We start from the raw sequence: 25,209 nt of genomic DNA, 5'->3' as shown, positions 1-25,209 counted from the left end.
TGAGCGCGCGTCTAGCCGATCTCCCCCCTTGAGGGGGAGATGTCCGGCAGGACAGCGGGGGGTAAGCGGCATATTCGACGCTTCCCACACAAAACGAAAAGGGCCGCCATTTCTGGCGACCCTTCAGCGCTGCGGTGGAACTTTTGAAATTAGTGCCCGGCACCGGGTGGAGGCGCGGCTTTGGGTTTCTTGATGAGCACCGTCAGGAAGATGAGGCAGCTGAACAGAACGGTCAGCGCCAGGAAGACATCCGCAAAGGCCTGCAACCATGCCTGTTGCGACACCACGCCGACGAGCTTCTTGACTGCCACGGAGGTGCCGTCCATGCCGTAGGAATCGTAGTTTGCACCAACGGTGTTCAGCCATTCCAGCGCGGCCGGATTGCCGAAATTCACATGCTCGGCGATGCGGAAATAGTGATCGTCTGTACGCTGGCTGAGCAGGGTGTTGATGATCGCAAGGCCCACGGCACCGCCAAGGTTACGGGTGAGATTGAAGAGGCCGGACGCGTTCTTCATGCGGGCGGGCGGCAGGGTGCCGAGCGCGATGTTGTTGATTGGCACCATGCACATCATCAACCCGAAGCCACGCAGGATTTGCGGGATCAGCAGTTCGTAGAAATCCCAGTCTGCAGTGACGTAGGTCATGATCCACGTTCCCGAACCGAAACTGATGAAACCGATGGCCATCATGACGCGGGGATCGAGCTTGGTGGAAAGCCTGCCCGCGATCGGCGCGGTGAAGAACATGGCCATGCCGGAGACGAACATCGTCTCACCGATCATCAACGCATCATAACCGCGGATGCGCCCGAGATAGAGGGGGTACATATAGGTCAAACCGTAAAGGCCGATGCCCATGACGAAGGAAAACAGCGAGCCGATGGAGAAATTCCGGTCCGCAAAGGCCTTCAAATCCACCACGGGGAAATCGACATTGAAGGCGCGCCAGAAGAACACGACGCCGCCAATGGTCATCGCCACTGCACCGATGACGATGTGGGTGTCGTTGAACCAATCGTTGTTGTTGCCCTCTTCCAGGATATATTCCATCGAGCCCAGGAACACGCCCATGGAGAGCAGGCCCCACCAGTCGAACTTCTTCCACAGCGGCAGTTCCGGCTTGTCGAAATCGATGAAATTCCACGTCACCAACGTCACGATGATGCCGGGAATGATGTTGACGAGGAACAGCCAGTGCCAGGAGAAGGCATTGGACAGATAACCGCCGACCGTCGGGCCGATGGTGGGTGCCAGCGTTGCGACGAGACCGATGATGGGAGACACCACCGAGCGCTTCGAGGCCGGGAAAATCGTAAAGGCGGCGGCAAATACGGATGGGATCATGCCGCCGCCTATGAAGCCCTGAATGCAACGATAGACGATCATCTGGTCGATGTTCGTGGCTGTCGCACACAGGGCGCTGGAAATGGTGAAGCCGGCGGCGCAGGTGGCAAACAGCACCCGTGTCGACAAGATACGCGCCAGCGTTCCCGACAGCGGAATCATGATGACTTCCGCAATCAGATAGGAGGTCTGCACCCAGGCGATTTCATCGGACCCGGCACCCAGGCCGGCCTGAATTTCCGCAAGCGATGCAGACACGATCTGGATATCCAGGATCGACATGAACATGCCGAACACCATCGCGAAAAATGCGATAAGGCGTTTTTTATCCATCGGTGGATCGGCGGCGGCCATCGTACCGCCTGCCATAGTGGCTGTTGCCGCCATGATCTTGGTCCTTAGAGCAATGCCAGCAACACATGCGAAACGCTGTTGCCGGAATTGCGTGAAAACGGTCTAGCGAAGGTTACTTCGCCTGATTCTGAGCCGTGCGCGTATTGTCCGGTGCCGTCCGGGTATCGACATCGACCACCACGCTTAAACCGGCGCGCAGCTTATGCTTGGCAAGATCTTCCTTGGAGAAGACGACGCGAACCGGCACACGCTGAATGACCTTGGTGAAGTTGCCCGTGGCATTTTCCGGCGGCAGCAACGAGAACACGGAGCCGGAAGCAGGCGCGATCGACTGCACTGTGGCTTCGATGTCGTGATCGCCGAAGGCATCGACATGCACGCGCACCTTGGAACCGGGCTCTATCTTGGCGAGCTGCGTTTCCTTGAAATTGGCATCGATATAGAGGTTGTCCATCGGCACCAGCGATGCGAGACGCTTGCCGACCGAAACGAGATCGCCCGTCTGGACCGAGAGATTGCCGATGACGCCATCATAAGGCGCGCGCAGCACGGTGAAGGACAGGTCGCGGGCAGCCTTGTCGCGCGAAATTTCCAACGACTTGACCGAACCTTCGGCTTCCTTGCGCTGCGCTCTCAGCAGATCGATATTGGCCTGGGCGGAAACGACGCCCGCCTCACCGGCGACCAGATTGGCTTTGGCCTGTTCCATGGCGATCTGGGCGTTATCCGACGATGCGGCCGTGCCGACATCCTTGGCTTTAAGTTCGTTGGCGCGCTTCAGGTTGATGTCGGCACCGCGCAATGCGGCATCCAAGGAACCCTTCTGGGCAACGGCCTGCGCCAGCGATGCTTCTGCACCGGCAATCTGCGCATCGATGCGGTTGAGCGACAGCTGCTGCGTCAGAAGCTGAGCTTCTGCCTGATCCAGCGCATTGCGGTAATCGCCATCATCCAGCGTCACCAGTTCATCGCCAGCCTTGACTTCCTGGTTGGCGACGACATCAACCTTGGTGATGTAGCCGGAAACCTTAGGCGAGATGACGGCGATATCGCCCTTTACATAGGCGTCATCGGTGGAGATGAGGAAACGGCCATCCGTCCAGTACTGATAGCCATACCAGCCGCCAGCAGCCAAAATGGCAACCGCGATGACCGGAAGCACGAAGGATTTGCGCTTTTTCTTCTCTGGAACAGCGGCCTGCGCGGGAGCAGCGCTCTGCTCCGCCGTCACCGGCTTGCCCTCGTCGGCGCGTGCCTCGGTTTCATCTGACGAATTGACTGCACGGACTGCACCGCTTTTTTGGGCCGACATCGGTAACACCATTCACTGTAAAAAAAGAATAACTTCGAACTGAACCGTTCGGTTCGATTGACTTAATCTTTTTCCTGACACATATCAAGTGATATCGAACCGGTTGGTTCGATATATTGAATCGAATCTAAAAGATTGGCGGATCAAAGCGTGACCGAAGACAAACACAGTGAGGAGTGCTGCACCGCTTCACCGGCGGGACGGTTTGCGGCGGGCGAAGACCCGGCAAAGCGAGAGCAGATCCTTGATGGTGCGTGGCGCGTGTTCAAGCAAAAGGGCTTCGACGCCGCCAGCATGAACGATATTACCCGCGAAGCCAGCGTTTCCAAGGGTACGATCTACGTCTATTTCCAGAACAAGGACGAGCTGTTTGCTGCCCTGATCGACCGCCACCGCGCGGAATTCGCTCATTCCATGCGCGACATTCTGGCTGGCACAGAGGAAGTCCGCGACGGACTTTGGCAGTTCGGGGATGCTTTTATCCATAAGGTGACATGCACTGACATGATACCTGCCATGCGCTCAGTGCTTGGCGTTATCGACCGCATGCCAAAGTTGTCGCAACGATTCTTCGTCGCGGCACCAAACAATGTCCGCGTCGTGCTGCGCGATTTTCTCCAGCACCATGTCGATCAAGGAACGCTGGTTGCTGCCGATGTGGACCTTGCAGCACGCCAGTTCATAGAGCTTGCCACCGGTACGTTCTTCAAAATGCGGCTCTTCGGTGAGTTGGACGGGGATGTCCCACCCGAAGATGCCGAGCGCGTCCTCTCCAGCGCCATCGACGTTTTTATGGCGGCGTATGGAACCAAGAAGGCTTGAGCCCATTCAGCATCCGCATTTCTCGTTATGCGCGCAATATCCAGAAAATATGGCATGACACATCTGTCACACGCTTGTTTCTCGCGCATTCGAATATAGAACTGTTGCGTTTCGAATTGTCGAAGCCGGATAGCTGAAAAGGAAAACAGGCCCGATGGACTCCATTGTCCCTCTATTGACAGACCCCGCCGCATGGGTGGCGCTCGTCACACTTATCGTCATGGAGGTCGTGCTTGGCATCGACAACCTGATTTTCATCTCCATCCTGACCAACAAATTGCCTGAGCATCAGCGAGAAAAGGCCCGCAAGATCGGTATCGGTCTGGCGCTGATCATGCGTCTGGGCCTGCTGGGCACGGTTGCCTGGATCGTTCAGCTGACCGAACCGGTGTTCGAACTCTTCGGCCAGGGCTTCTCCTGGAAAGACATCATCCTGATCGTCGGCGGCCTGTTCCTCGTGTGGAAAGCGACCAAGGAAATCCACCACAATGTGGACCCAGAAGATCACAAGGAAGACATGGTCGGTGGTGCTGCCATCAACAGCTTCTCGTCCGCCATCGTCCAGATCCTGCTGCTCGACCTCGTCTTCTCCGTGGACAGCATCATCACCGCCGTCGGCATGACACCGCATGTTCCGATCATGGTCGTGGCCGTCGTCTTTGCCGTCACCGTCATGCTGCTGGCCGCAACGCCGCTGGCCAACTTCATCGAAAAGAACCCGACCATCGTCATGCTGGCACTCGCCTTCCTGCTGATGATCGGCACGACGCTGATCGCCGAAGGCATGGGCTTCCATGTTCCAAAGGGCTACGTCTACGCCGCCATGGCCTTCTCGGCGCTGGTGGAAGTGCTGAACATGATCTCGCGAAACGCGCGCAAGAAAAAGAAGGGTACAGTGCATTAAGTGCGCTGAGCAGCTTTGACGAAATAAAAGGCCCGCGTCGTGCGGGCCTTTGACAACTGACAATATGGTTTTGAAAATTGAAGTCTCTTCTTTTTTCCGTCATTCCGGCCTTGAGCCGGAATCCAGCAGCGCCGCGTCTGCGGCGCTAAAGAGTCTCTTGCGATCAAGGACTTGATCGCACTGGATCCCGCATCAAGTGCGGGATGACGGCGTAGTTGCGGAGGTGAAGCATGGCCTTTGTCATCAAGACCGATATCCCAGACGCGAAAGCGACGACATTCATATTCCCGGCGCAGAAGACCATGTATGGCGGCAAGCATATTGCCAAAGGCAACAACGTGTTTCTGTTTGCGAGCGAGAACGAAGGCGGGCATGGCCTTATCGCTAAGGGCATTGTCGAGAGTACGGAAGCGATTGCCAAGAAGCCCGGCATTGATCGCCAGACACCGCTTGTCAGCATTACCGTCAAGTGCATGGCAATGGCGACTAGGCCTCTGGGCCGGACGCAACTCAAGCCGTTTAGCGACTGGAACGATGGTAAGCCCGAGACCGAACTCAACTTCAAGCTCTACCGACAGGCGACAAACAAGATCGTCGGCATTTCGGATGAGGCCGCAACTTTGCTTGAAGGCTGCTTTACGGGACCTGATTGATAAATGCGCTGCAACCTAATTTTCTTGACGCATGCGGCGTAATATGGCCTAAGGCCATGCCTAATGGGAACGTGTGAAAGTTGCGCTTTGCGCCTGTTTTCAGCCATTCCCGCCGCATCCAACGTCAATTTTCGTGATATCGGGCCCTATCGGCTTGCTATCACAACCAGTCACGACGAGTGAATTTCAATGACCACTTCCGGCGTCCGCGTCCGTATTGCACCTTCCCCCACTGGCGAGCCGCATGTCGGCACCGCTTATATTGCGCTTTTCAACTATCTCTTCGCCCAGAAGCATGGTGGTGAATTCATTCTGCGCATCGAAGATACCGATGCCACGCGTTCCACGCGCGAATATGAAGACAAGGTGCTGGAAGCGCTGAAATGGACCGGGCTGAAGTGGTCTGAAGGCCCTGACGTTGGCGGCCCTTACGGCCCCTACCGCCAGTCCGACCGCAAGGACATGTACCAGCCATTTGCCGACGAGCTGCTGGAAAAAGGCCATGCCTTCCGCTGTTTCTGCACGGCAGAACGCCTGACGGAAATGCGCGAGGCGCAGCGCGCCGCTGGCAAGCCGCCGAAATATGATGGTCTTTGCTTGCATCTCAAAGCAGAGGAAGTCACTAGCCGTATGGCATCTGGTGAAGCCTCCGTCGTGCGGATGAAAATCCCGACCGAAGGCTCCTGCGATTTCACCGATGGCGTTTATGGCGATGTGTCGATCCCCTGGGACAGCGTCGATATGCAGGTTCTGATGAAGGCCGATGGCATGCCGACCTATCATATGGCCAATGTCATCGACGACCATCTGATGAAGATCACCCATGTCGCGCGCGGCGAAGAGTGGCTGGCATCGGTGCCGAAGCACATTCTGCTGTATCGCTATTTCGGCTGGGACCAGCCGACATTCATGCATCTGTCGCTGATGCGCAATGCCGACAAATCCAAGCTGTCGAAACGCAAGAACCCGACATCAATCTCCTACTACTCCGCACTCGGCTATCTGCCGGAAGCGCTGATGAACTTTCTCGGCCTGTTTTTCGTGCAGCTGGGCGAAGGCGAAGAGCTTTTGACCATGGATGAACTGGCGCAAAAGTTCGACCCGGAAGCGTTGTCCAAGGCTGGCGCGATTTTCGACATTCAGAAACTGGACTGGCTAAATGGCCGCTGGCTGCGCGAAAAGCTGACGCAGGACGAGTTCATTGCCCGCACGCTGGAATGGGCGATGGAAAATGCGCGTCTGACAGAAGGTCTGAAGCTTTCGCAGAGCCGTATTTCCAAGCTGGGCGATCTGCCGAACCTCGCGGGCTTCCTGCTGTCGAGCGATGTGGGCCTGACGCCTGCGTCCTTTGCTGGCCTGAAGAGCAAGCCGGAAGAAATCCACGAAATCCTGACCACGGTTGCTGCCGATCTGGAAAAAATGCCAGACTGGACGCTTGAGGCCATCGAAGCGGAATTGCGCGATGTGGCGGAACGGACGGGCAAGAAGCTGCGCGTGGTGACGCCGCCGCTGTTTGTTGCGATGTCCGGTTCTTCGCGTTCGCTGCCGTTGTTTGACTCGATGGCGGTGCTGGGTCGATCTGTCGTGCGCCAGCGGTTGAAGGTGGCGATTGCGGTTGCGGCGACGATGGTTGGCGCTGGAACGTAAAAACGACGCTGTTTGGTGTTGCTCGGCAGACCCCACGCTCGTCATCCTCGGGCTTGACCCGAGGATCTACGTCGGGTGCCTAGGCCTCGACGGTGAGAACGCCGCTCCGCCGGTAGATCCTCGGGTCAAGCCCGAGGATGACGGAGGTGGAGGTGGGCGGATGACGACCGAGAGGGCCGAGGATACCAGATAAGGAAAAGGTGCGGGCGCGTATCGTGACCGCAGCAATGAAAACAACACAGCCCGAAAAAGGCCCCGACGATGACCGATAAGACACCCGAAACGACCGCCCTCTCCTCCGACGTGACCGAAGTACGCCGCCAGAAGCTGGCGATGCTGCGTGAGAAGGTTGGCGACGTCTATCCCGCCCATTTTCACCGCACGCTGACCAACGCCGAACTGGCGGAAAAATATGCCGACATCGAGCCGGACGTTGAAACTGGCGATACCGTCACCGTTGCGGGCCGTGTCTACTCAAACCGCAATTCCGGCATGTTCATGGATATCCATGACGCCTCCGGCAAGGTGCAGATTTTCTCCCACAAGGATACGACACCGCAAGAAGCGCGCGATCTTCTGCCGATGATTGACATCGGCGACATCATCGGCGTGACCGGCAAGGTGCGTCGCACCAAGCGTGGCGAGCTGACGATCAATGCCGAAGAAATCACCATGCTGACCAAGTCTCTGCTGCCAATGCCGGAGAAATGGAGCGGGATTTCCGATATCGAAATTCGCTATCGCAAGCGCCATCTGGATATCCTGTCCAACGAGGAATCCAAGCTGCGTTTCCAGCAGCGTTCCAAGATCATTTCCGGCATTCGCCGTTTCATGGAAGAGGAAGCCTTCCTCGAGGTTGAAACGCCGATGTTGCAGACCGTCTATGGCGGCGCGACGGCTGATCCGTTCAAGACCTTCCACAACACGCTGAAGATGGACATGTATCTGCGCATTGCGCCGGAACTGTTTTTGAAGCGCACGCTGGTGTCTGGCCTGTCCGACAAGGTGTTCGAAATCAACCGCAACTTCCGCAATGAAGGTGTTTCTACCCGGCACAATCCGGAATTCACCATGCTGGAATGCTACTGGGCCTATGCCGACTACGAAGACATCATGGGTCTGGTCGAGCGGATGTTCGAAACGCTGGCGCTGGCCATTCACGGCACGACGGAACTGGACTTCCAGGGCAAGACGATTTCCTTCAAGGGTCCGTTCAAGCGCGTGCCGATGCCGGATGCGGTGAAGGAAGCCACGGGAATCGACTTCCTGGCCATCAAGACTGACGAAGAAGCCCGTGCTGCCGCCAAGGCAGCCGGTTTCGAAGTCGAGAAGGACTGGACCTGGGGCGAATGCCTTGCCTTCATCTTTGAAGAAAAGGTCGAGAGCACACTGATCCAGCCGAGCCACGTCACGCATTTCCCCAAGGACATTTCGCCCTTCGCCAAGGAAGTGCCGGGCGAGCCGCGTCTGGTAGAGCGCTTCGAGAGCTATTGCAACGCCTGGGAAGTGGGCAATGCCTTCTCCGAACTCAACGACCCGGAAGAACAGCGCCGCCGCATGGTGGAGCAGCTGGAGCAGGCGCATGCCCGCGGTGAAAAGGACAAGCAGCTGGACGACGAATTCCTCGACGCCATCGACCAAGGCATGCCGCCAGCCGGTGGCCTCGGTATCGGCGTGGACCGTCTGGTCATGCTGCTGACCAATGCACCATCGATCCGCGACGTCATCCTGTTCCCGGCGCGTCGCCAGAAGACGGATTGATAACGGGCTGTTATCACTGAATATTGAAAGCCGGAGGCCGCGATGCCTTCGGCTTTTTTGTTGGCCGGTGGCGATGGTGGGTTGGGGTCAAGCCCGAGAATGACGGAGGGGGAGGTTTGCGCCGTCCAAACGACGATCAATGTTCAGATTTGGCTGGCTCTTGCGCCGTGTCAGGCGCGGCATCGTCGTGCGCGGCAGGCTCTTCCGCGACTGGTGCTTGGCCCTGAACTGGTTCTGCGGCCACAGCCTCTGTCGGGCCTTTGCCGAAGATCAGCGACTTTATGTAAGCAAAGCTGAATATGCTAACGCTATCATGTTCAGGCGTTGAGGTCAGAAGTGCCGGGTAGTCCACTGCGGCAGGCGCTGTTTCATGCGGTGCACCCTCGGAGGATTCAGGCGCGTGCTCGGTCGCGGGTGGTGCTGCTTCGCCATGGCCGCCAGTTTCGCCATGGCCGCCCTCCGGTTTGTCGTGACCCTTAGCAGGGGCATCATGACCCGAAGGCGTTTCTTTTGCGGCCAGATCAATGCAATCGGTAAACTCGTTCAGGCTGGTCGCCAGTTTTTCAGTGTCTTCCAGAGGCAGATCGACCCGCAGGCCGTAGAAAACGCCATCTGCGCTGGGAACGCCATCGTAATAATAGGCAGAATAGGTTTTTGCACCCGCATCATCAGGTAGCTTCTTCACGTCGGGAATGAAAACGATCTGTGCAGCAACCGCCCGCCCACGCATATCCGAGCGCATGGTTGGACCTTTTTGGTCCAGAACGGACACTTGCACGAGATCCGGCTTCTGCTTGTCATAGACGGCTTTCGCCACACGCAACGCTGTCTTTATGCGCTCAGGGCCATCCCCGCCATCCGTGCGAATGAATTTGCGGACCCAGACAGAGCCATTTTTCTTGATGCTGACGGATTGCACCAGCGTGCACTCCAGACCGTTGAGAGATACGCTGGAGGGGCCGAACAGGCGCTCTTTACCGACAAAAACGGCGGCCATGCCGGATGCTCCCCCGAGAAGGAGGACAACACTGCCAATCAATACGAACTTGCGAGAAAACCGTATTCTCTTGAACACTGCTTTCACGTCGAACGTTCCGACATTCACTACCCCGTTTCATGTCCATCAACCCAACATCGCAACAGCGGCCGTAATGGCGAGCGATATCGAGTGCACCAGCGGGTAAAACCACCGACATGCAGGGATCAATTCTGACGTGTTGTTGTTGAAGAAGATTTAACTCAGGCAAGAATCCGCCGCTAGGAGTGGACCATTTTTGGACTCCGTCAAAATTCATCAAGATTTTTATTTTTGCGAACGATTTGCAATAGCGTTGACAAGGGCGAAAAATGCTCGCAAATTGATATTGCGAATTAATCGCATTAGGAGTTTGATCGGGCGATGACAGTATCGACACTTCGCAACGTCCTGGCCGCAGCGGCGCTTTTCCTGCCTTTTTCAGCCCTGGCTGCTGAAAAACCGAAGGTCGTGACCACCTTCACCATCATCGCCGACATGGCGCGCAATGTGGCGGGCGATGCAGCCGAAGTGGACAGCATCACCAAGGCTGGTGCCGAAATTCACAACTACCAGCCCACCCCGCGTGACATTCTCAAAGCCCGCAATGCGGACCTTGTTTTGTGGAACGGTCTCAATCTGGAATTGTGGTTTCAGAAATTTCTGGCAAACCTTGCCGACGTGCCGAATGTGACGGTGAGCGATGGCGTGCAGCCGATGTCGATCAGCGGAGGTGCCTATCAGGGCAAGCCCAACCCGCATGCCTGGATGTCTCCAGACAATGCGCTGATCTATGTCGAGAACATCCGCAAGGCTTTGGCGCAGATCGATCCTGACCATGCCGATCTCTATGCGGCCAATGCCAAGGCCTATTCCGACAAGATCAGACACGAGATACAGCCGATGCGCGATGCCATTGCCGCGCTGCCGGAGAATAAGCGCTGGCTGGTGACGAGCGAAGGCGCATTCTCCTACCTCGCCCGCGATTTCGGACTGAAAGAACTGTTCCTGTGGCCTGTCAATGCCGACAGCCAGGGCACCCCGCAGCAGGTGCGCGGCGTGATCGATGCCATGCGCGAACATAATATTCAGGTCATTTTCAGCGAAAGCACGGTCTCTCCCGACCCGGCAAAGCAGGTGGCCAAGGAAACCGGCGCTGCCTATGGCGGCGTCCTTTATGTGGATTCGCTGAGCGAAGCCGACGGCCCGGTACCGACCTATCTCGACCTGCTGCGTGTAACGACGGAAACTGTTGTGAAAGGCCTTTCCAAATGATGATGGGAAAGCGAAAGGGCGCTGAGACAGGACTAAGCGTCGATGATGTGACCGTAACTTACCGCAATGGCCACACGGCGCTGCGCAGCGCCAGTTTTTCCATTCCGCGCGGCACGATTACGGCGCTTGTCGGCGTCAACGGCGCAGGCAAGTCCACCATTTTCAAGGCCATCATGGGCTTTGTGCCGCTAGCGGCAGGCGCGGTCTCAATCTTCGATCTGCCCGCCCGCGATGCGCTGAAAAAGAACCTCGTCGCCTATGTGCCGCAGGCCGAAGAGGTGGACTGGAGCTTTCCGGTTCTGGTGGAAGACGTGGTGATGATGGGCCGTTACGGCCATATGAATTTTCTGCGCATTCCCTCCAAGCGCGATCACCAGATGGTCGATGAAGCCTTGGCCCGCGTCAACATGGTGGACTACCGCAAGCGCCAGATCGGCGAACTCTCCGGCGGGCAAAAAAAGCGGGTGTTTCTGGCACGCGCGCTGGCACAGGAAGGCCAGGTCATTCTGCTGGACGAGCCCTTTACCGGTGTCGATGTGAACACCGAAGAGCAGATCGTCACGCTGTTGAAGGCGCTGCGCGACGAAGGCCGCATCATGCTGGTTTCCACCCACAATCTCGGCAGCGTGCCGGAGTTTTGCGACCGGGCGGTTTTCGTCAAGGGCACGGTCATTGCGTCGGGCAAGACCGAGGATACCTTTACCGAAGAGAACCTGCAGAAGGCCTTTGGCGGCAGCCTGCGCCACTTCATTCTGGGCGGTGCCGATCTGCATGACGATGCCGACACGCGCCGCGTTAAGGTTATCACGGATGATGAGCGTCCCTTCGTGATCTACAGCAAGGATGGAACGGCCACCGCGACGACGAAAGCGAAGAGCCATGATTGAGACTCTTCTCGAACCTTTCACCTACTCCTATATGCTCAACGCCATATGGGTCAGCGCTCTCGTGGGTGGCGTCTGCGGTTTTCTGTCGTCCTATCTGATGCTGAAGGGCTGGTCGCTGATCGGCGATGCGCTGTCCCACGCCATCGTTCCCGGCGTGGCCGGTGCCTATATGCTGGGCCTGCCGTTCTCGCTCGGCGCATTTCTGTCCGGCGGTCTGGCGGCGGGTGCCATGCTGTTCCTGAACCAGAAAACACGGCTGAAGGAAGACGCGATCATCGGCCTGATCTTCACCTCGTTTTTCGGCCTTGGCCTGTTCATGGTGTCGCTGTCGCCCACCTCCATCAATATTCAGACCATCGTGCTCGGCAATATCTTGGCGATCACCCCGGAAGACACCATTCAACTGGCGCTGATCGGCGGTATCAGCCTTTTGGTGCTGGCGGTGAAGTGGCGCGATTTCATGGTGGTGTTTTTCGATGAGAACCACGCCCGCACCGTGGGTCTCAACCCCGAACTGTTGAAGATCATCTTCTTTACCTTGCTCGCCGCCTCCACGGTTGCGGCCTTGCAGACAGTCGGCGCGTTTCTGGTGGTCGCCATGGTCGTCACGCCGGGTGCAACGGCCTATCTGCTGACCGACAGGTTTGAGCGGCTGATCGGCATGAGCTTCGGCATTGGTGCTGCCACCAGCTTCGTCGGCGCTTATCTGAGTTACTTCCTCGACGGAGCGACCGGCGGCATCATTGTCGTGTTGCAGACGCTGATCTTCCTGACCGCCTTTGTTTTTGCGCCCAAACACGGCTATCTCGCCTCCCGTGCGAAGGCGAAGTCCGCATTGGAAACCGCACCATGAGCGAGAACCTGCAACTGGCAATCCTGCCGTTCCAACTACCCTTCATGCAATATGCCTTCATCATCACCCTGATGATTGCCGTGCCGATGGCGATGCTGTCGTGCATTCTGGTGCTGAAAGGCTGGTCGCTGATGGGAGATGCCGTCTCCCATGCCGTGCTGCCGGGCGTGGTGATCGCTTATATCGTCGGCATTCCCTTTTCGATTGGCGCTTTCGTCGCGGGCATGATCTGCGCTTTGGGAACGGGCTTCCTCAAGGAAAACAGCCGCATCAAAGAAGATACCGTTCTCGGCATCGTCTTTTCCGGCATGTTCGGCCTGGGACTGGTTCTTTATGTGAAAGTGCAGAGCGACGTGCATCTGGACCATATTCTCTTCGGCGACATGCTGGGCGTTGCCATGGGCGACATCATCGAAACCGGCCTGATTGCACTGGCAGCGACGCTGTTTCTCGTCATCCTGCGCAAGGATTTGCTGGTTCATGCCTTCGATGCGCAGCATGCCAAGGCCATCGGCCTGCCGGTGCGGCTGCTGCATTACGGATTGCTGGCGGTGCTGTCTCTGACGGTGGTTGGCGCTTTGCAGGCCATTGGTATCATTCTCTCGGTCGCCATGCTGGTGGCACCCGGGGCGATCGCCTTTCTGATCACACGGCGCTTTTCCAGCATGCTGATTGCAGCCGTCATCATCGCCGTTTTCTCATCGGTAACAGGCATATGGGCCAGCTTCCTGATCGATAGCGCCCCCGCCCCGACCATCGTTCTCGTCATGACAGCGCTGTTCGTTCTGGCATTTTTACGCACCACAATGCAGGCGCGCGCCACGAACCGGGTGGAAACTGCGATTTGAAAGACAATTGTGCGCAATTGAAAAGATTATTTCAGAATCTGCGGAACCACAGGGGCGGGATTCGCGTCAATATGTGCAGGTCGATGGCGTGTGCGCTCGACCGCATCAATTGACGCAAAGGGAATGGCCATGCTGAAGTGGGCTCTCATATTTTTCGTAGTTTCGCTGATTGCCGGTGTATTCGGCTTTACCGGCATTTCCGCGGCGACGGCGGGCATCGCCCGTATTCTGTTCTTTATCGCCGTGGTGGTCTTCGTGATCTTCCTGGTGCTGGCACTGATGGCTGGCCAGGCTATCCTCTAAACGTAAGACTATGACGGAAAACGGCGGGCCGCAGGGTCCGCCGTTTTTTTGTTGTTCTTTTATAATTCCTTACCGTCATCCCGCACTTGATGCGGGATCCAGCGACCTGACGTCTGTCAGGTCAAAGACTCTTTTCAGCCCAAAGACTTGGGCTGACTGGATTCCGGCTCAAGGCCGGAATGACGGAGGGAAAAGAGTGGCTTGGCGTTTACGCCGTCCAACCGCCATCGATCACATGCGCCTGTCCGGTCGTAAAACCAGCCTCATCCGAAGCCAGATACGTCACCAGTGCTGCGATCTCTTCTGCCTTGGCGATGCGGCCCATGGGTTGGCGAGCGATGAAGTCTGCGAGCGCCTGCTCGTAATTGCCCGTGGCGCGCAAACGGTCGTGCAAAGACGGGCTGTCCACCGTGCCGGGGCAGATGGCGTTGCAGCGAATGCCCCTGGTGACGAAATCAGAGGCGATGGATTTCGTCAGGCCGATAACGGCCGCCTTGGATGCGGTATAGGCGAAGCGATTTGGCACGCCCTTCACGCTTGAAGCAACCGAGGACATATTGACGATGGCACCCTTGCCCTTTTCCAGCATGGCGGGGAGAAATGCCCGGCAGGTTCGGTACATGGCCTTGACGTTGAGGTCGAAAGAAAAGTCCCAGTCTTTCTCATCGCAATCGAGAATGGTGCCGGAGTGTACGAAGCCAGCGCAATTGAACAGCACATCGGTATGGCCGACCTCTGTTGCAAAGGTTTTGACGGCATCTCCATCCAGAACATTGAGGACGCGGGTTTCCGCCTGTGTCAAAGTGGCAAGCGCCGCCTCGTTGATATCCGTCGCGATGACGCGCGCGCCCAGTTCGATGAACCTCTCTGCCGTTGCACGACCAATGCCCTGCCCCGCAGCGGTAATGACGACTGTCTGGCCAGTAAAATCCTGCGCCATGGTATTTCTCCTCCCGCCCATAGGGGCACGTCTCCACGCCGAATATGGATCGACAATTCATATGTAAACAGTGTATTTATATGACGTCAAGTAAACTCGGTGACGGTCTTTGCCCGGACCATACAGGAACCAGATGATCGAAGACGACAGCGATAAATACCGCGCGCCCGCCCTGGACAAGGGATTGGATATTCTCGAGCTTCTGGCCAGCACGGATGGTGGCCTGACGCAGGTGGAAATCGCCAAGGCGATCGGTAAAAGCCCCAATGAGTTCTACCGCATGCTGGACCGCCTTGTCCGCCGGGGTTATGTGGAGCGGCAGGACGGCGATCGGTTTTTTCTGACCTTGAAAATGTTCGGCCTTGCCCATTTTCATGCGCCGCTGCGCAGACTCGTGTCCTTTGCAGCTCCTGTCATGCGGGAATTTTCCAACAGCGCCCGGCAGGCGTGCCATCTGGCAGTTTATGATCGCGGCGTCGTGGCGGTGATTGCGCAGCAGGATTCGTCCACCTACTGGGCGCTGTCGATCCGCGTCGGCGCGCAGATGAGCCTGTTCAACACCGGTTCCGGCCATGTCCTGCTGGCCTTCCAGACGGATGCACAACGCGAGATCATGATTGCCGAACAGCTTCGAGGTGGCGATGAAAAATCCGTGCCGGAAGGGCTGATCGAGCGCCTGGAGCAGATCAGGACTGATGGATACGAGAGCATGAACAGTCTTCAAACCGCTGGCGTTCGCAATATTTCCGCGCCGATCCCGACGCTTGATGGCACGGCACTTGCGGTTGTCACCTGCCCCTACATTACGCCTCTGAACAGCGATGCGCCAAGCGTGGACGATTGCATAGAGCTCATTTGCGACGCTGCCCGCAAAATCTCTGGAGTGGCTGCCGGACAATAAAAAACGCGACCGGCAGGGGACCGATCGCGTTTTCTTGACTGGAGGTATTATACTTTAATAACGAGCAACTATCGCGAAGGTTCCAGAATTCTTTAAGCGGCCAATTGCTTGCGAATGATGCCGCGCAGCGATTCGAGATCCTTGGCGAACTGACGAATACCTTCCGACAGCTTTTCCGTTGCCATAGCATCTTCATTGAGGTGCCAGCGGAAGGCCTTCTCATCGAGGGACTGCAAGGGCTCGGCCTTGGAATCGTCAGCAGAAAGCTTGCGCTCCAACGTGCCGGTGTCCTTTTCCAGCTCTTCCAGCAATGCCGGGCTGATGGTCAGGCGGTCGCAACCGGCCAGCGCTTCAATCTCGCCGACATTGCGGAACGAAGCGCCCATGACGACGGTGGAGATGCCGTTGGCCTTGTAATAATTGTAGATTTTGCGAACGGAGACCACGCCCGGATCGGTTTCAGCTGTGTACTCTTCACCGGTGGACTTCTTGTACCAGTCCAGAATACGACCGACGAAGGGCGAGATGAGGAAGGCTTTGGCTTCCGCGCAGGCAATGGCCTGGGCCTGCGAAAACAGCAGTGTCAGATTGCAATCGATGCCCTCGGCCTGCAGCACTTCGGCAGCCTTGATGCCTTCCCAAGTGGAGGCAAGCTTAATGAGGATGCGATCACGCTCGATGCCACGCTCTTTGTAACCGGCAATGATCTGATGCGCCTTGGCGATGGACGCCTTGGTGTCGAAAGACAGATCGGCATCGACCTCAGTCGATACGCGGCCCGGAACGAGTTCGACAAGCTTTGCACCGACGGAAATCGCCAGACGGTCCGCAATAGCACCGACCACGGCATCGGAATCACCACCCTGCTTTTTACCCCAGGAAACGGCTTCCTTCACGGTATCCGCAAACATCGGCGTGCCGAGTGCTTTCAGAATGATGGACGGATTGGTGGTGCAATCCACCGGCTTCAGGCGTGCGACGGCCTCGATATCGCCGGTATCGGCGACAACCGTCGTGATTTTACGGAGTTGGTCAAGTTTGGATGTCATGCTGATTGATCCTCGTCATCTTTGAAAACCGTTTCAGCCGGGTTTCGTTCCTGCCCTCGCTTGCGCGCGATGTCGGAACCAAGCTGTCTTCTCATTGTTAAGTATCGCGCGGTGCCAATCCCAAAGTCAAGACATTTGCGCAATGCAATTGACATAAGTTTCACGCCTGCCATAGTGACGGCTTCCTCCAAGCATGGCGAAAACAGTGGCGAAACTGCGAAGAGACACCCATACAGCCTATTCTGAAGCTGCATCCCTGCGGCTGCGGGCGGCGTGGCTCTATTACAATCAGGGCATGACGCAGAAGGACGTGGCGGAAAAACTCGGCATCAGCCGCTCCACCGTCATCCGCCTTCTGGACGAGGCCATGAAGCGCTCCGAGGTACAGATCTGGATCAATGAAGGCATCGAGGATTACGTCGAACTCGCGATCAAGCTGGAGGCCGCCTACGGATTGGATGAAGCCATCATCATTCCGTCCGCTTCATCGAAGGCAGAAGACATTGCCAAGGCTGTGGGCCTGGCACTCGGCCAGTTCCTGTCCGAGGCGGTGCCCGACAATGCCACCATCGGCGTCGGCTGGGGCCGCACCATGACGGCATCGCTCTCCAGCTTCCGCCCGCCGCGCCGGGAAAACTGCAAGGTGGTGTCCTTGTTGGGCGGCATCGTGGCGGTACACCAGACCAACCCGCTGGATTATACGTGGCGTCTGGCCAGCGCGCTGGGAGCGGAATGTTATATGTTCCTGGCTCCGCTGCTGGTGGACAGCGCCGAGACCCGCCGCGCGCTGATCGAAAAATGCGGCCTCAACACGCTGTTCGAACTCGCCGAAAATCTCGATCTCGCCATCGTCAGCTGCGGCGATATCGGGCTGCATTCGACCTCGCTGTCGGAAGGCTTCATTTCCAAACAGACCCATGACGAACTGGTGGCGGCAGGCTGCGTCTGCGACACCATGTTCAACTTCATCGACGCCGAGGGACGCTCCGTCGACCACCCCATCAACCAGCGCGCTATGGCGATCGGCCTCGACACGTTGAAAAAGGCCAAGCACATCGTTCTCGCCTCCGGCGGCGCCCACCGCGCCACTGCCATCCGCGCCACCATCAAACGCATTGGGTGCAATACGTTGATTACGGATGAGGCGGCGGCTCGGGCATTGTTGGAGTTGGGGGAGACGGCAGCGTAACTGATGTCAGTCAGAAACGGCAGTGGGCCATTCGCGGGCACCATGTTGCACGAACAAAACCTGGACGTCGTCGCCGGAAACGACATAGGCAACAATGTACTGCGTGCCCGATATGACGAGTTCTCTCGTGCCCTCGATGTCCCCTCGCCTCCCAATGAATGGGTTCGATGAGAGTAAGTCTCTTGTGGTCTTGTGAATGAGGCGGACAATGCGGACTGCCGCCCGAGGATTCTGCTCAGCAATATAGTCGCCGATAGTGGCAAGTTCTCTCAGAGATCGTTTTGTCCAGATAACGCGCAGAGCCGGTCAAGCCTGATCGTAGCGGTTCAAAACCTCGGCAATATCCTCTTCGCTGGCGAAATTGCCGTTTTTGGCGTCATCCAAACCCTCTTTCACACCTGTGACCCACTGCTCCTGCCAAGCGATCGATCGACCGTGAGCAAGCGCTTCCTCAACGATTTGGCTTCGTGTTAAACTGCTCTTCGCCGCAACCAGATCGATACGGCGGTCAATATCGTCGGAAAGTTGGATCGTGCTTTTCATACGCTTTCCATGGTTTCACACGGCAGATGTGATTTTCACATCCTATATCACATGCGCCGCACACTGATCAAACCTTACCCGTCTCCCAGCCCAGCATAGCCCGTTTGCGGGTCAGCCCCCAGTGATACCCCGTCAGCGCGCCGCTTTTGCCCACTGCCCGGTGGCAGGGGACGACGAAGGAGATGGGGTTGGCACCGATGGCGGCACCGACGGCGCGGGATGCCGTGGGTTGGCCGATATCGTGGGCGACATGGGAATAGGTGACAGCTTTGCCAAGCGGAATTTTTAAGAGGCTCTGCCAGACGCGGACCTGAAAATCCGTACCGAGCAGGACGACGCGCAGGGGCTGTTCGCTTTTCCATTTGGCTGGATCGAAGATACGGGATGCGTAGGGGGCGGTGGCAGCGCTGTCTTCGGAGTAGTCGGCATTGGGCCAGCGGCGCGACATGTCCTCGAAGCAGGCTTTTTCTTCGCCGGCATCGGCAAAGGCGCATCCGGCCAGCCCGCGATCCGTGATCATCACGAGCGCCAGGCCGAAGGGAGACGGGTGGAAGCCGTAGCGGATTTGCAGGCCTGCGCCCTTGGCTTTCCATTCCCCCGGCGACATGGCCTCATGGGTCACGAAAAGGTCATGCAGGCGGCCGGGTCCAGACATGCCGACCTCGATGGAGGCTTCCAGCAGCGGCAACCGCTCTTGCCCCAGCAGCCGCTTGGCATGATCCAGCGTTACCGCTTGTAGAAATGCTTTCGGAGACAGGCCGGCCCAGCGGGTAAAGGTCTTCTGCAACTGCGTGGGCGATTGCGAAAGCTTCGCCGCGATGGTTTCCAGTGATGGCTGATCGCGGTATTCCACCGTCAGAATTTCGATCACCTGCCGTACGGTCTCATAGTCAGACCCAACCGGGGTGATGTCTTCCTTCAGCACGATATTGGCGTTCATGGCGTATCTCCTTGGGGGACACAAAACCACGACGTCTCGCCCATCTCCACCCGTTTCTTGCTCGACCCGCTAGATTTTCAACCGAACCGTCGCGAGCGCACCGCGAAAAGCCTTGGCAAAACTTTCGCGATCATCCGGATTGAGGAAGGAGCCGACATCGGTCACCCGCCCCTCACCTGAAACATGCATAGAGGTTATGCCGATATCATCACGCCGCTGGACCTGAAACCGCGCCCAGAACGGGTTGAAGCGATGCTCCACCATTTGGCCTGCCGGGGAGAACTTGCGGATAGAGAGGTTGGTGCGCGACACGGTAACTTCTTCGCGTGCTTTGGCAGCCCGGTAGTTTGCGCGGAAGGCAACATAGAGAAGCAGAAAATCCAGGCCGAGAAACAGGCCGATGGGCCATGCGCCGGTGACCATGAAGAAGACGCCGTAGAGAAGGCAAACGGCACCTGTCAGCACCAGAAGAATGCGAAAGCCCTTGCGTCCAAGGGAGCGATAAGGAACAAGTTCCGCTGCAAAAACCGGCTGCTCGTTTACCCTGTCCACCTTGCCGTCCTCAATAGCCCGAAACCACAGCTGACCATGACAATTGCCAAGAAGAAATCCAGCACCCAAATTGTGAAAAAGTCAAATACGACGTCACGTCGCAAGCCGGTGCGGGTCAAGACGCTCTATTCACAGGACGAACTCAAGGAGATTTTCCGGCGTTTCTCCATCCAGCGGCCGGAGCCGAAGGGGGAGCTGGAACATTCCAACCCGTTTACGCTGGTGGTGGCTGTCGCCTTGTCGGCGCAGGCCACGGATGTTGGCGTCAACCGGGCAACGCGCGGCCTGTTTGCCGTGGCCGATACCCCGCAGAAAATGCTGGAGCTGGGTGAAGAGCGGCTGATCGGCTACATCAAGACCATTGGTCTTTATCGAAACAAGGCCAAGAACGTCGTCGCGCTCTCGCAGATGCTGATCGATGATTTTGGTGGCGAGGTTCCACGCACCCGCGAGGAGCTGATCAAGCTGCCGGGTGTCGGCCGCAAGACCGCCAATGTGGTGATGTCCATGGCCTTCGGCGTTCCCACACTGGCGGTGGATACACATGTGTTTCGCATTGCCAACCGGCTCTGTCTGGCACCGGGGAAAACTCCGGATGAGGTGGAAGACCGCTTGGTGCGAATCATCCCGGACGACTATCTTTTTCACGCCCACCACTGGCTGATTCTGCACGGGCGCTACTGTTGCAAGGCGCGAAAGCCGGAATGCGAGCGCTGCGTGATTGCAGATCTGTGCAAATCTCCGGAAAAAACCTGCGATATTCCAGCCCCGCTTGTCGAGCTACCGGCCCAATTGACGGGTGAATGATGGGTCGCGGCGGCTGATGGATTTGTGCAGATGCACCATCAGCGAAGCGGCGAAAAGCGGCGTCAAAAGGTTGAGAAACGGGATGGCGAGGAAGGCTGCAATCACCAGACCGGCCATGAAAACCGTCGTTCCGTGTTTTGAGCGGAAGGCGCGTGCATCCTCAGGTGTGCGGAAGCGCATGGCCGCGAATTCAAAGAATTCCCGACCCAGCAAATAGCCGTTGACCAGAAAAAACGCGATGAGATTGACGCCGGGAACCAGCAGCAGCATGAGTGCGATCAGGTTGCCCAAAATGACGATACCGAAGAACTTCAGGGATGACGGAATGGCCTGCGCCAGCGGCATGGCCGTACCCTGGGGGTCGTTGGGATAATCTTTCTTTTCAATGACTTCAGCGACATCATCCAGAAACAGACCGGCGATGACGGCAGTGACCGGCGAGATCAGCAGAGCCAGGGCGAGCGCAAGCCCGATGCCCGCGATGATGGCCAGAATGAAGCTCATCCAGCCCGCCCATTCCGGCATGCTGGGCACCAGCGAATCAAGCCACGGCAATGCAAGCCATATGAAGATGCCACGGATGGCAAACCACAGCCCTATAAGCACCAAAATCGTCAGCCCGAGAGACTTCCAGAACACCGATCGTGTCTCTGGCGCAAAAAGATTCTTGAAAGCATCTCGCGCCGCACCAAAAATCATTAACTGCCTCCCTTTTGGCGGATTTACAGGCGATCCGGATTCGCTTGCATGTGGACGTGGAAATAGGGGCCAAGGGGCCCTTTAACAAGAATCCACCACTTTTCCGCAAAGAAAAATTTCAACCCGTCATTTTGCACTTGAAGGAAAGCAACTACTAAACTATAAAAACAAACAGGCAAAAAGTCGTATATTCTCGTCGGAGTGGGGATCAACGGGATGACACTTGGCCTTTTGTACAACCTAGTCGTCACGAATGGCAGCGGGAAATCTCGCTTGAGTACCATCGTCCGCTAAAGACAAGAAAAAGAGGCGTCGTTGGAAAAATTGCTGATTGATCTCACCCGTTCGCTCAAGACCGGCACACCGTCTGAGCGACGTATTGCGAAATACCTTATCGAGCATCTGGCCGAACTGCCGTTCGAAACAGCCGCGACACTGGCAGAAAAGCTGAGCCTCAGCCCAATGACCGTCGGTCGTTTTCTGCGGTCGCTGGGTTACAGACAGTTGAGCGACATTCGCGAGCATCTGCGTGACGAATCGCACATTGCCGACACAGCCCCGGCTGTTGCGCAGGAAGCGCCGCAAACACCACTGTCATCGCTGATGCTGCAACAGATTCAAGCGGTTCAGGCGGTCTATGATTTGGCTGGCCAATCCGTTTGGAAAACGGCGCTCAATAATATCGCCGAAAGCAAGAAGGTGTTTGTGGCCTCGTCGGCTGAAAGTTTTGGCATCTGCCGTTACTTCTACACCAAGCTTTTGGAATCGCGTGAGAGTGTTCATTATCTGCAACGTGATGGCGCAACCTACATCGCGCTGATGGATGAGCCCGTCGAAGGCACGCTTCTGATCCTGATGGACTGTGGTGGCAATCTTGCCGCTTTGCAGCGCCTTGCGAAGATGGCCATGAAGGCTGGTTACAAGACGGTGCTGATCACCACCCGGTTTTACGAGTGGGGACCTGACAGCGCAGACATCTGCCTGACCATTCCGCTAGCGCAAAATGGCGGACACAGCATGCTGCAACTGGTGGCGATTACCGAATTCATGCTGCACTCACTGTCTCAGAAAAGCGAAACCGGCCGCAGAGACCGGAACCGCCGCATTGGTGATATGCAGCGCGCGCTGAATGGCTGAATGACCCAGAGCGGCGCTTGCGCCGCTCTTTTTTATAGCGTCAGATGGCTTCGAGTTCGGCCCTGTGGCGGTACATGGCGAGAAAACGCTGATAGTCTCGCTCGTAACGCTGTTTGCGTTCGCCGCTTAATGTCTTCTCTTCACCGCCGGAATACATGGCCGCACCGGCAGCGGCCAATCCCTTATGCACACCACCCGCAGACGCCGCCGTCATGGCCGTGCCGAGCAGAACCGCGTCTGCGCTTGCGGGAATGACGATGCGTTTTCCTGTGACATCGGCGTAGAGTTCTATCAGGAGCGGATTGTGCACGTGACCGCCCGTTACATGCAGCGTTTCCACGCGATAACCGAAACCTTCCATGGCATCCAGCACGTGTCGTGCGCCGAGCGCGATGGCGACGGCCGTGCGCCAATAGAGACGGCAGAGGCTATCGAAGGAGGTGTCGAGCGTCAGCCCACTGACGACACCACGCGCATGTGGATCAGCCAGCGGCGAGCGATTGCCGTGAAAATCCGGCAGGACGTGCAGGTGATCGGCAAAGCCTTCGCCTTCCGTGCTGCGCAAATCCAGCACGCGTTCCACGATGCGGGCATGGAGTGCCGAGGTCGGCTCGCCGCCCGCGGCATGCATGCGCACGACGTGGTCCAAAAGCGCGCCGGTGGCCGATTGCCCGCCCTCCACCAGCCAATGACCGGGCAGCACCGCCTGCCAATAAGGCCCCCAGAGGCTGTGGCCGGGCATGCGTTTTGGCGTGAGCGTCACGAGGCAGCTGGAGGTTCCGGCAATCAAAGCGACATTGCTGCCGACGTCCGATTGCAGGCTACCGCCGAGAGCGCCCAGCGCACCGGCATAGGCATCAATCATGCCTGCCGCGACGTCGCAGCCCGTATCGAGGCCTAACTCGTCAGCAGCCTGCGCTGAAAGCTTGCCGACGCTCTGGCCGGGCGCGACGGTTTCTGTGGGCAGGTTGCCGCGTTGGAGAAGATCGCCCAGGCTAGCCATTTCAAGATAATCCTGGCTCCAGCCCTGCCCTTCATGCGCCAGAAAATTCCATTTGGCCGTCAGCGTGCAGTTGGAACGCTTGGCGCTGCCGCTGGCCTTCCATGTCAGGAAATCGGCAAGATCGAAAAAATATCCGGCTTTGGCCCAGCTGTCTGGCAGATGTTTTTTGAGCCACATTAGCTTGGGCATCTGCATCTCAGGCGAAATCGATCCGCCTGCAAAATCCAGCACGGGATGGCCCGAGCTGCTTAGAAAATCTGCTTGCGCGATGGCACGGTGATCGAGCCAGACGAGGGTATCGAAGCGCTCTTCGCCTGTTGTGGACACCGTGACCTGCTCGCCCTGTGGCCCGCGGACGACGAGCGAACAGGTGGCATCGAAGCCTATGGCTGCGACGGAGGATGCGGGAATGGCGGCATCTGCCATAGTTTGGCGCACGGCGATGCAGACGGCATTCCAAATGTCGGCGGAATCGTGCTCGGCGTGGTTTTCCTTGGGACGCTGCATGATGATGGGGTGTGTCGCGCGCGCAATCAGCCTGCCGCTCGCATCGAAAACGCCAGCGCGGGCGCTGCCCGTGCCGACATCGACAGCAACAAGATGTTGACGCATGCCCCTCATTCCTGTCCTTGTGACAGGAATCCAGTCGACGCACGTCCGCACGGCGGAAAGAGTCCTTTCAGCCCAAAGACTTGGGCTGGCTGGATTCCTGTGACGAGCACAGGAATGACGGAGGAGTAGATGTGGATGCGCACGTCAATCAGCCTTCATTCCAGAACTGCCGCCTATCTTGTGGTTCTCCACAAGTTGGACCAAATCCGGCATGGCGTCAAACACCAGATCGGGTTTCAGGCTGGCTATGTGTTCACGAAATGCCGGGAAACGAGCATGCGATCCGCCGGTAAAGGCAAAGACGCGCATGCCTGCCGCTTTAGCCGCGACAATTCCCGCAGGGCTGTCTTCGATGACGATGCAGTGACGAGGCTCCACCTGCATCTGGTCTGCCGCATGCAGAAAGAGATCCGGTGCGGGCTTGCCATTTTTCACCATAGTGGCGCTGAAGATATGCGGTTCGAGCTTGTCGAGCAAGCCGGTCAGGCCGAGCGAGTAGCGAATGCGCTCCGGCTGGCTGGAGGACGCAACGCAGCGCGGCACCGACAGGCGATCCAGCGTCTCGGCCATGCCGTCTATAGCCTTCAGTTCATCGCGAAAGCGCTGGAAGAGTTCGCTGCGCATATGTTCGAGAAAATCGATGTCTGTTTCGACACCATATTCCTCCCACAACGTCGCCGTCATGCTGGCGACACTACGGCCCAGGAACCGCTGATAGGCTTCCTCTTCGGTGATCTGGACGCCCTGATGGGCGACCATGTCGATCAGGACAGCAATGGAAACCGGCTCGCTGTCCACGAGAACGCCGTCGCAATCAAAGATCAGCAAAGGCGCGCTCCCGGTTTGCATGGCACATC

General features: G+C 57.4%; 26 protein-coding genes. 14 read left to right on the top strand and 12 right to left on the bottom strand.

From position 1 onward, the window contains the following. Nucleotides 1-149 precede the first annotated feature (149 nt). The gene (locus tag CPJ18_RS03400; protein ID WP_077120450.1) at nucleotides 150-1,733 is read right to left on the bottom strand and encodes a DHA2 family efflux MFS transporter permease subunit; all 1,584 of its coding nucleotides are present in this window, start codon (nucleotides 1,731-1,733) and stop codon (nucleotides 150-152) included. A gap of 79 nt (nucleotides 1,734-1,812) precedes the next feature. Then, complete coding sequence (locus CPJ18_RS03395; protein ID WP_103657063.1) at nucleotides 1,813-3,012, bottom strand: HlyD family secretion protein; 1,200 nt, start codon at nucleotides 3,010-3,012, stop codon at nucleotides 1,813-1,815. A 150-nt stretch (nucleotides 3,013-3,162) separates the two neighbouring features. Between CPJ18_RS03395 and CPJ18_RS03390 the strand changes: the two genes are divergently transcribed. From CPJ18_RS03390 to lysS, 5 genes are all read left to right on the top strand, one after another. Next, nucleotides 3,163-3,834: a TetR/AcrR family transcriptional regulator gene (locus CPJ18_RS03390; RefSeq protein ID WP_188348519.1), complete on the top strand. Its 672-nt coding sequence runs from the start codon at nucleotides 3,163-3,165 to the stop codon at nucleotides 3,832-3,834. Nucleotides 3,835-3,988: 154 nt separating this feature from the next. Then, nucleotides 3,989-4,738, top strand: coding sequence for a TerC family protein (locus tag CPJ18_RS03385; RefSeq protein WP_103657062.1), 750 nt, complete (start codon nucleotides 3,989-3,991; stop codon nucleotides 4,736-4,738). Nucleotides 4,739-4,968: 230 nt separating this feature from the next. Next, nucleotides 4,969-5,391, top strand: coding sequence for a hypothetical protein (locus tag CPJ18_RS03380; RefSeq protein WP_103657061.1), 423 nt, complete (start codon nucleotides 4,969-4,971; stop codon nucleotides 5,389-5,391). A gap of 189 nt (nucleotides 5,392-5,580) precedes the next feature. Then, the gene (gltX, locus tag CPJ18_RS03375; protein ID WP_103657060.1) at nucleotides 5,581-7,038 is read left to right on the top strand and encodes a glutamate--tRNA ligase; all 1,458 of its coding nucleotides are present in this window, start codon (nucleotides 5,581-5,583) and stop codon (nucleotides 7,036-7,038) included. Between the two features lie 261 nt (nucleotides 7,039-7,299). Next, entirely contained in the window at nucleotides 7,300-8,799 is a 1,500-nt protein-coding gene (gene lysS / locus CPJ18_RS03365) for a lysine--tRNA ligase (protein WP_103657058.1), read from the top strand. A 136-nt stretch (nucleotides 8,800-8,935) separates the two neighbouring features. Here lysS and CPJ18_RS03360 read toward each other — a convergent pair whose 3' ends face one another. Beyond that, entirely contained in the window at nucleotides 8,936-9,862 is a 927-nt protein-coding gene (locus tag CPJ18_RS03360; RefSeq protein WP_167397842.1) for a hypothetical protein, read from the bottom strand. Between the two features lie 336 nt (nucleotides 9,863-10,198). Here CPJ18_RS03360 and CPJ18_RS03355 point away from each other — a divergent pair, with 336 nt between their 5' ends. The 5 genes from CPJ18_RS03355 to CPJ18_RS03335 all read left to right on the top strand — a co-directional run bounded on the left by CPJ18_RS03355 (nucleotide 10,199) and on the right by CPJ18_RS03335 (nucleotide 13,980). Next, on the top strand, nucleotides 10,199-11,089 hold the full coding sequence (locus tag CPJ18_RS03355; RefSeq protein ID WP_103657057.1) for a metal ABC transporter substrate-binding protein: 891 nt from the start codon (nucleotides 10,199-10,201) through the stop codon (nucleotides 11,087-11,089). Then, on the top strand, nucleotides 11,089-11,976 hold the full coding sequence (locus CPJ18_RS03350; protein WP_407026438.1) for a manganese/iron ABC transporter ATP-binding protein: 888 nt from the start codon (nucleotides 11,089-11,091) through the stop codon (nucleotides 11,974-11,976). The genes CPJ18_RS03355 and CPJ18_RS03350 overlap by 1 nt, the downstream gene beginning before the upstream one ends. Further along, the gene (locus tag CPJ18_RS03345; RefSeq protein ID WP_067651116.1) at nucleotides 11,969-12,829 is read left to right on the top strand and encodes a metal ABC transporter permease; all 861 of its coding nucleotides are present in this window, start codon (nucleotides 11,969-11,971) and stop codon (nucleotides 12,827-12,829) included. Before CPJ18_RS03350 ends, CPJ18_RS03345 begins: the two co-directional genes overlap by 8 nt. After that, on the top strand, nucleotides 12,826-13,677 hold the full coding sequence (locus CPJ18_RS03340; protein WP_103586515.1) for a metal ABC transporter permease: 852 nt from the start codon (nucleotides 12,826-12,828) through the stop codon (nucleotides 13,675-13,677). The genes CPJ18_RS03345 and CPJ18_RS03340 overlap by 4 nt, the downstream gene beginning before the upstream one ends. Before the next feature lie 129 nt (nucleotides 13,678-13,806). Next, nucleotides 13,807-13,980 (top strand): DUF1328 domain-containing protein, encoded by a 174-nt coding sequence (locus CPJ18_RS03335; RefSeq protein WP_077105863.1) that lies wholly within the window; start codon nucleotides 13,807-13,809, stop codon nucleotides 13,978-13,980. 208 nt (nucleotides 13,981-14,188) lie between these two features. Here the strand turns inward: CPJ18_RS03335 and CPJ18_RS03330 are convergent, their stop codons facing one another. Then, nucleotides 14,189-14,920 (bottom strand): SDR family oxidoreductase, encoded by a 732-nt coding sequence (locus tag CPJ18_RS03330; RefSeq protein WP_103657337.1) that lies wholly within the window; start codon nucleotides 14,918-14,920, stop codon nucleotides 14,189-14,191. Between the two features lie 133 nt (nucleotides 14,921-15,053). Between CPJ18_RS03330 and CPJ18_RS03325 the strand changes: the two genes are divergently transcribed. Continuing rightward, entirely contained in the window at nucleotides 15,054-15,821 is a 768-nt protein-coding gene (locus CPJ18_RS03325; RefSeq protein WP_103657056.1) for an IclR family transcriptional regulator, read from the top strand. A 92-nt stretch (nucleotides 15,822-15,913) separates the two neighbouring features. On the opposite strand, the gene tal is transcribed toward CPJ18_RS03325, so the two are convergent. Next, a complete protein-coding gene (tal, locus tag CPJ18_RS03320) occupies nucleotides 15,914-16,870 on the bottom strand; it encodes a transaldolase (RefSeq protein WP_103657055.1) in 957 nt (318 codons plus the stop codon). 205 nt (nucleotides 16,871-17,075) lie between these two features. Between tal and CPJ18_RS03310 the strand changes: the two genes are divergently transcribed. Continuing rightward, the gene (locus CPJ18_RS03310) at nucleotides 17,076-18,059 is read left to right on the top strand and encodes a sugar-binding transcriptional regulator (RefSeq protein WP_167397841.1); all 984 of its coding nucleotides are present in this window, start codon (nucleotides 17,076-17,078) and stop codon (nucleotides 18,057-18,059) included. Between the two features lie 6 nt (nucleotides 18,060-18,065). On the opposite strand, the gene CPJ18_RS03305 is transcribed toward CPJ18_RS03310, so the two are convergent. From CPJ18_RS03305 to CPJ18_RS03290, 4 genes are all read right to left on the bottom strand, one after another. After that, a complete protein-coding gene (locus CPJ18_RS03305) occupies nucleotides 18,066-18,350 on the bottom strand; it encodes a type II toxin-antitoxin system RelE/ParE family toxin (RefSeq protein WP_342588085.1) in 285 nt (94 codons plus the stop codon). A gap of 15 nt (nucleotides 18,351-18,365) precedes the next feature. Next, nucleotides 18,366-18,602, bottom strand: a complete 237-nt coding sequence (locus tag CPJ18_RS03300) for a CopG family ribbon-helix-helix protein (protein WP_103657052.1) — start codon at nucleotides 18,600-18,602, stop codon at nucleotides 18,366-18,368. A gap of 67 nt (nucleotides 18,603-18,669) precedes the next feature. Further along, a complete protein-coding gene (locus CPJ18_RS03295) occupies nucleotides 18,670-19,542 on the bottom strand; it encodes a methylated-DNA--[protein]-cysteine S-methyltransferase (protein ID WP_103657051.1) in 873 nt (290 codons plus the stop codon). 69 nt (nucleotides 19,543-19,611) lie between these two features. After that, nucleotides 19,612-20,094 (bottom strand): DUF2244 domain-containing protein, encoded by a 483-nt coding sequence (locus tag CPJ18_RS03290; RefSeq protein ID WP_103657050.1) that lies wholly within the window; start codon nucleotides 20,092-20,094, stop codon nucleotides 19,612-19,614. Nucleotides 20,095-20,130: 36 nt separating this feature from the next. Between CPJ18_RS03290 and nth the strand changes: the two genes are divergently transcribed. Then, nucleotides 20,131-20,901 (top strand): endonuclease III, encoded by a 771-nt coding sequence (gene nth / locus CPJ18_RS03285; RefSeq protein WP_103657049.1) that lies wholly within the window; start codon nucleotides 20,131-20,133, stop codon nucleotides 20,899-20,901. Here the strand turns inward: nth and CPJ18_RS03280 are convergent. Next, complete coding sequence (locus tag CPJ18_RS03280) at nucleotides 20,875-21,600, bottom strand: sulfate transporter family protein (RefSeq protein WP_103657048.1); 726 nt, start codon at nucleotides 21,598-21,600, stop codon at nucleotides 20,875-20,877. The genes nth and CPJ18_RS03280 overlap by 27 nt on opposite strands. Nucleotides 21,601-21,915: 315 nt before the next feature. Here CPJ18_RS03280 and CPJ18_RS03270 point away from each other — a divergent pair, with 315 nt between their 5' ends. Further along, the gene (locus tag CPJ18_RS03270) at nucleotides 21,916-22,737 is read left to right on the top strand and encodes a MurR/RpiR family transcriptional regulator (RefSeq protein WP_153366705.1); all 822 of its coding nucleotides are present in this window, start codon (nucleotides 21,916-21,918) and stop codon (nucleotides 22,735-22,737) included. A gap of 40 nt (nucleotides 22,738-22,777) precedes the next feature. On the opposite strand, the gene CPJ18_RS03265 is transcribed toward CPJ18_RS03270, so the two are convergent. Beyond that, nucleotides 22,778-24,352 carry an FGGY-family carbohydrate kinase gene (locus CPJ18_RS03265; protein WP_103657046.1) on the bottom strand — a complete coding sequence of 525 codons (1,575 nt, stop codon included), beginning with the start codon at nucleotides 24,350-24,352 and terminating at the stop codon, nucleotides 22,778-22,780. A gap of 144 nt (nucleotides 24,353-24,496) precedes the next feature. Next, nucleotides 24,497-25,201, bottom strand: coding sequence for an HAD family hydrolase (locus CPJ18_RS03255; RefSeq protein ID WP_103657045.1), 705 nt, complete (start codon nucleotides 25,199-25,201; stop codon nucleotides 24,497-24,499). Between the last annotated feature and the right edge of the window lie 8 nt (nucleotides 25,202-25,209).

It is taken from the genome of Agrobacterium rosae, from assembly GCF_002915175.1.
Classification (GTDB): Bacteria; Pseudomonadota; Alphaproteobacteria; order Rhizobiales; family Rhizobiaceae; genus Agrobacterium; species Agrobacterium rosae.
Note: the sequence above shows the minus strand (reverse complement) of the source record. Positions and strands in the feature narration are given on the sequence as shown.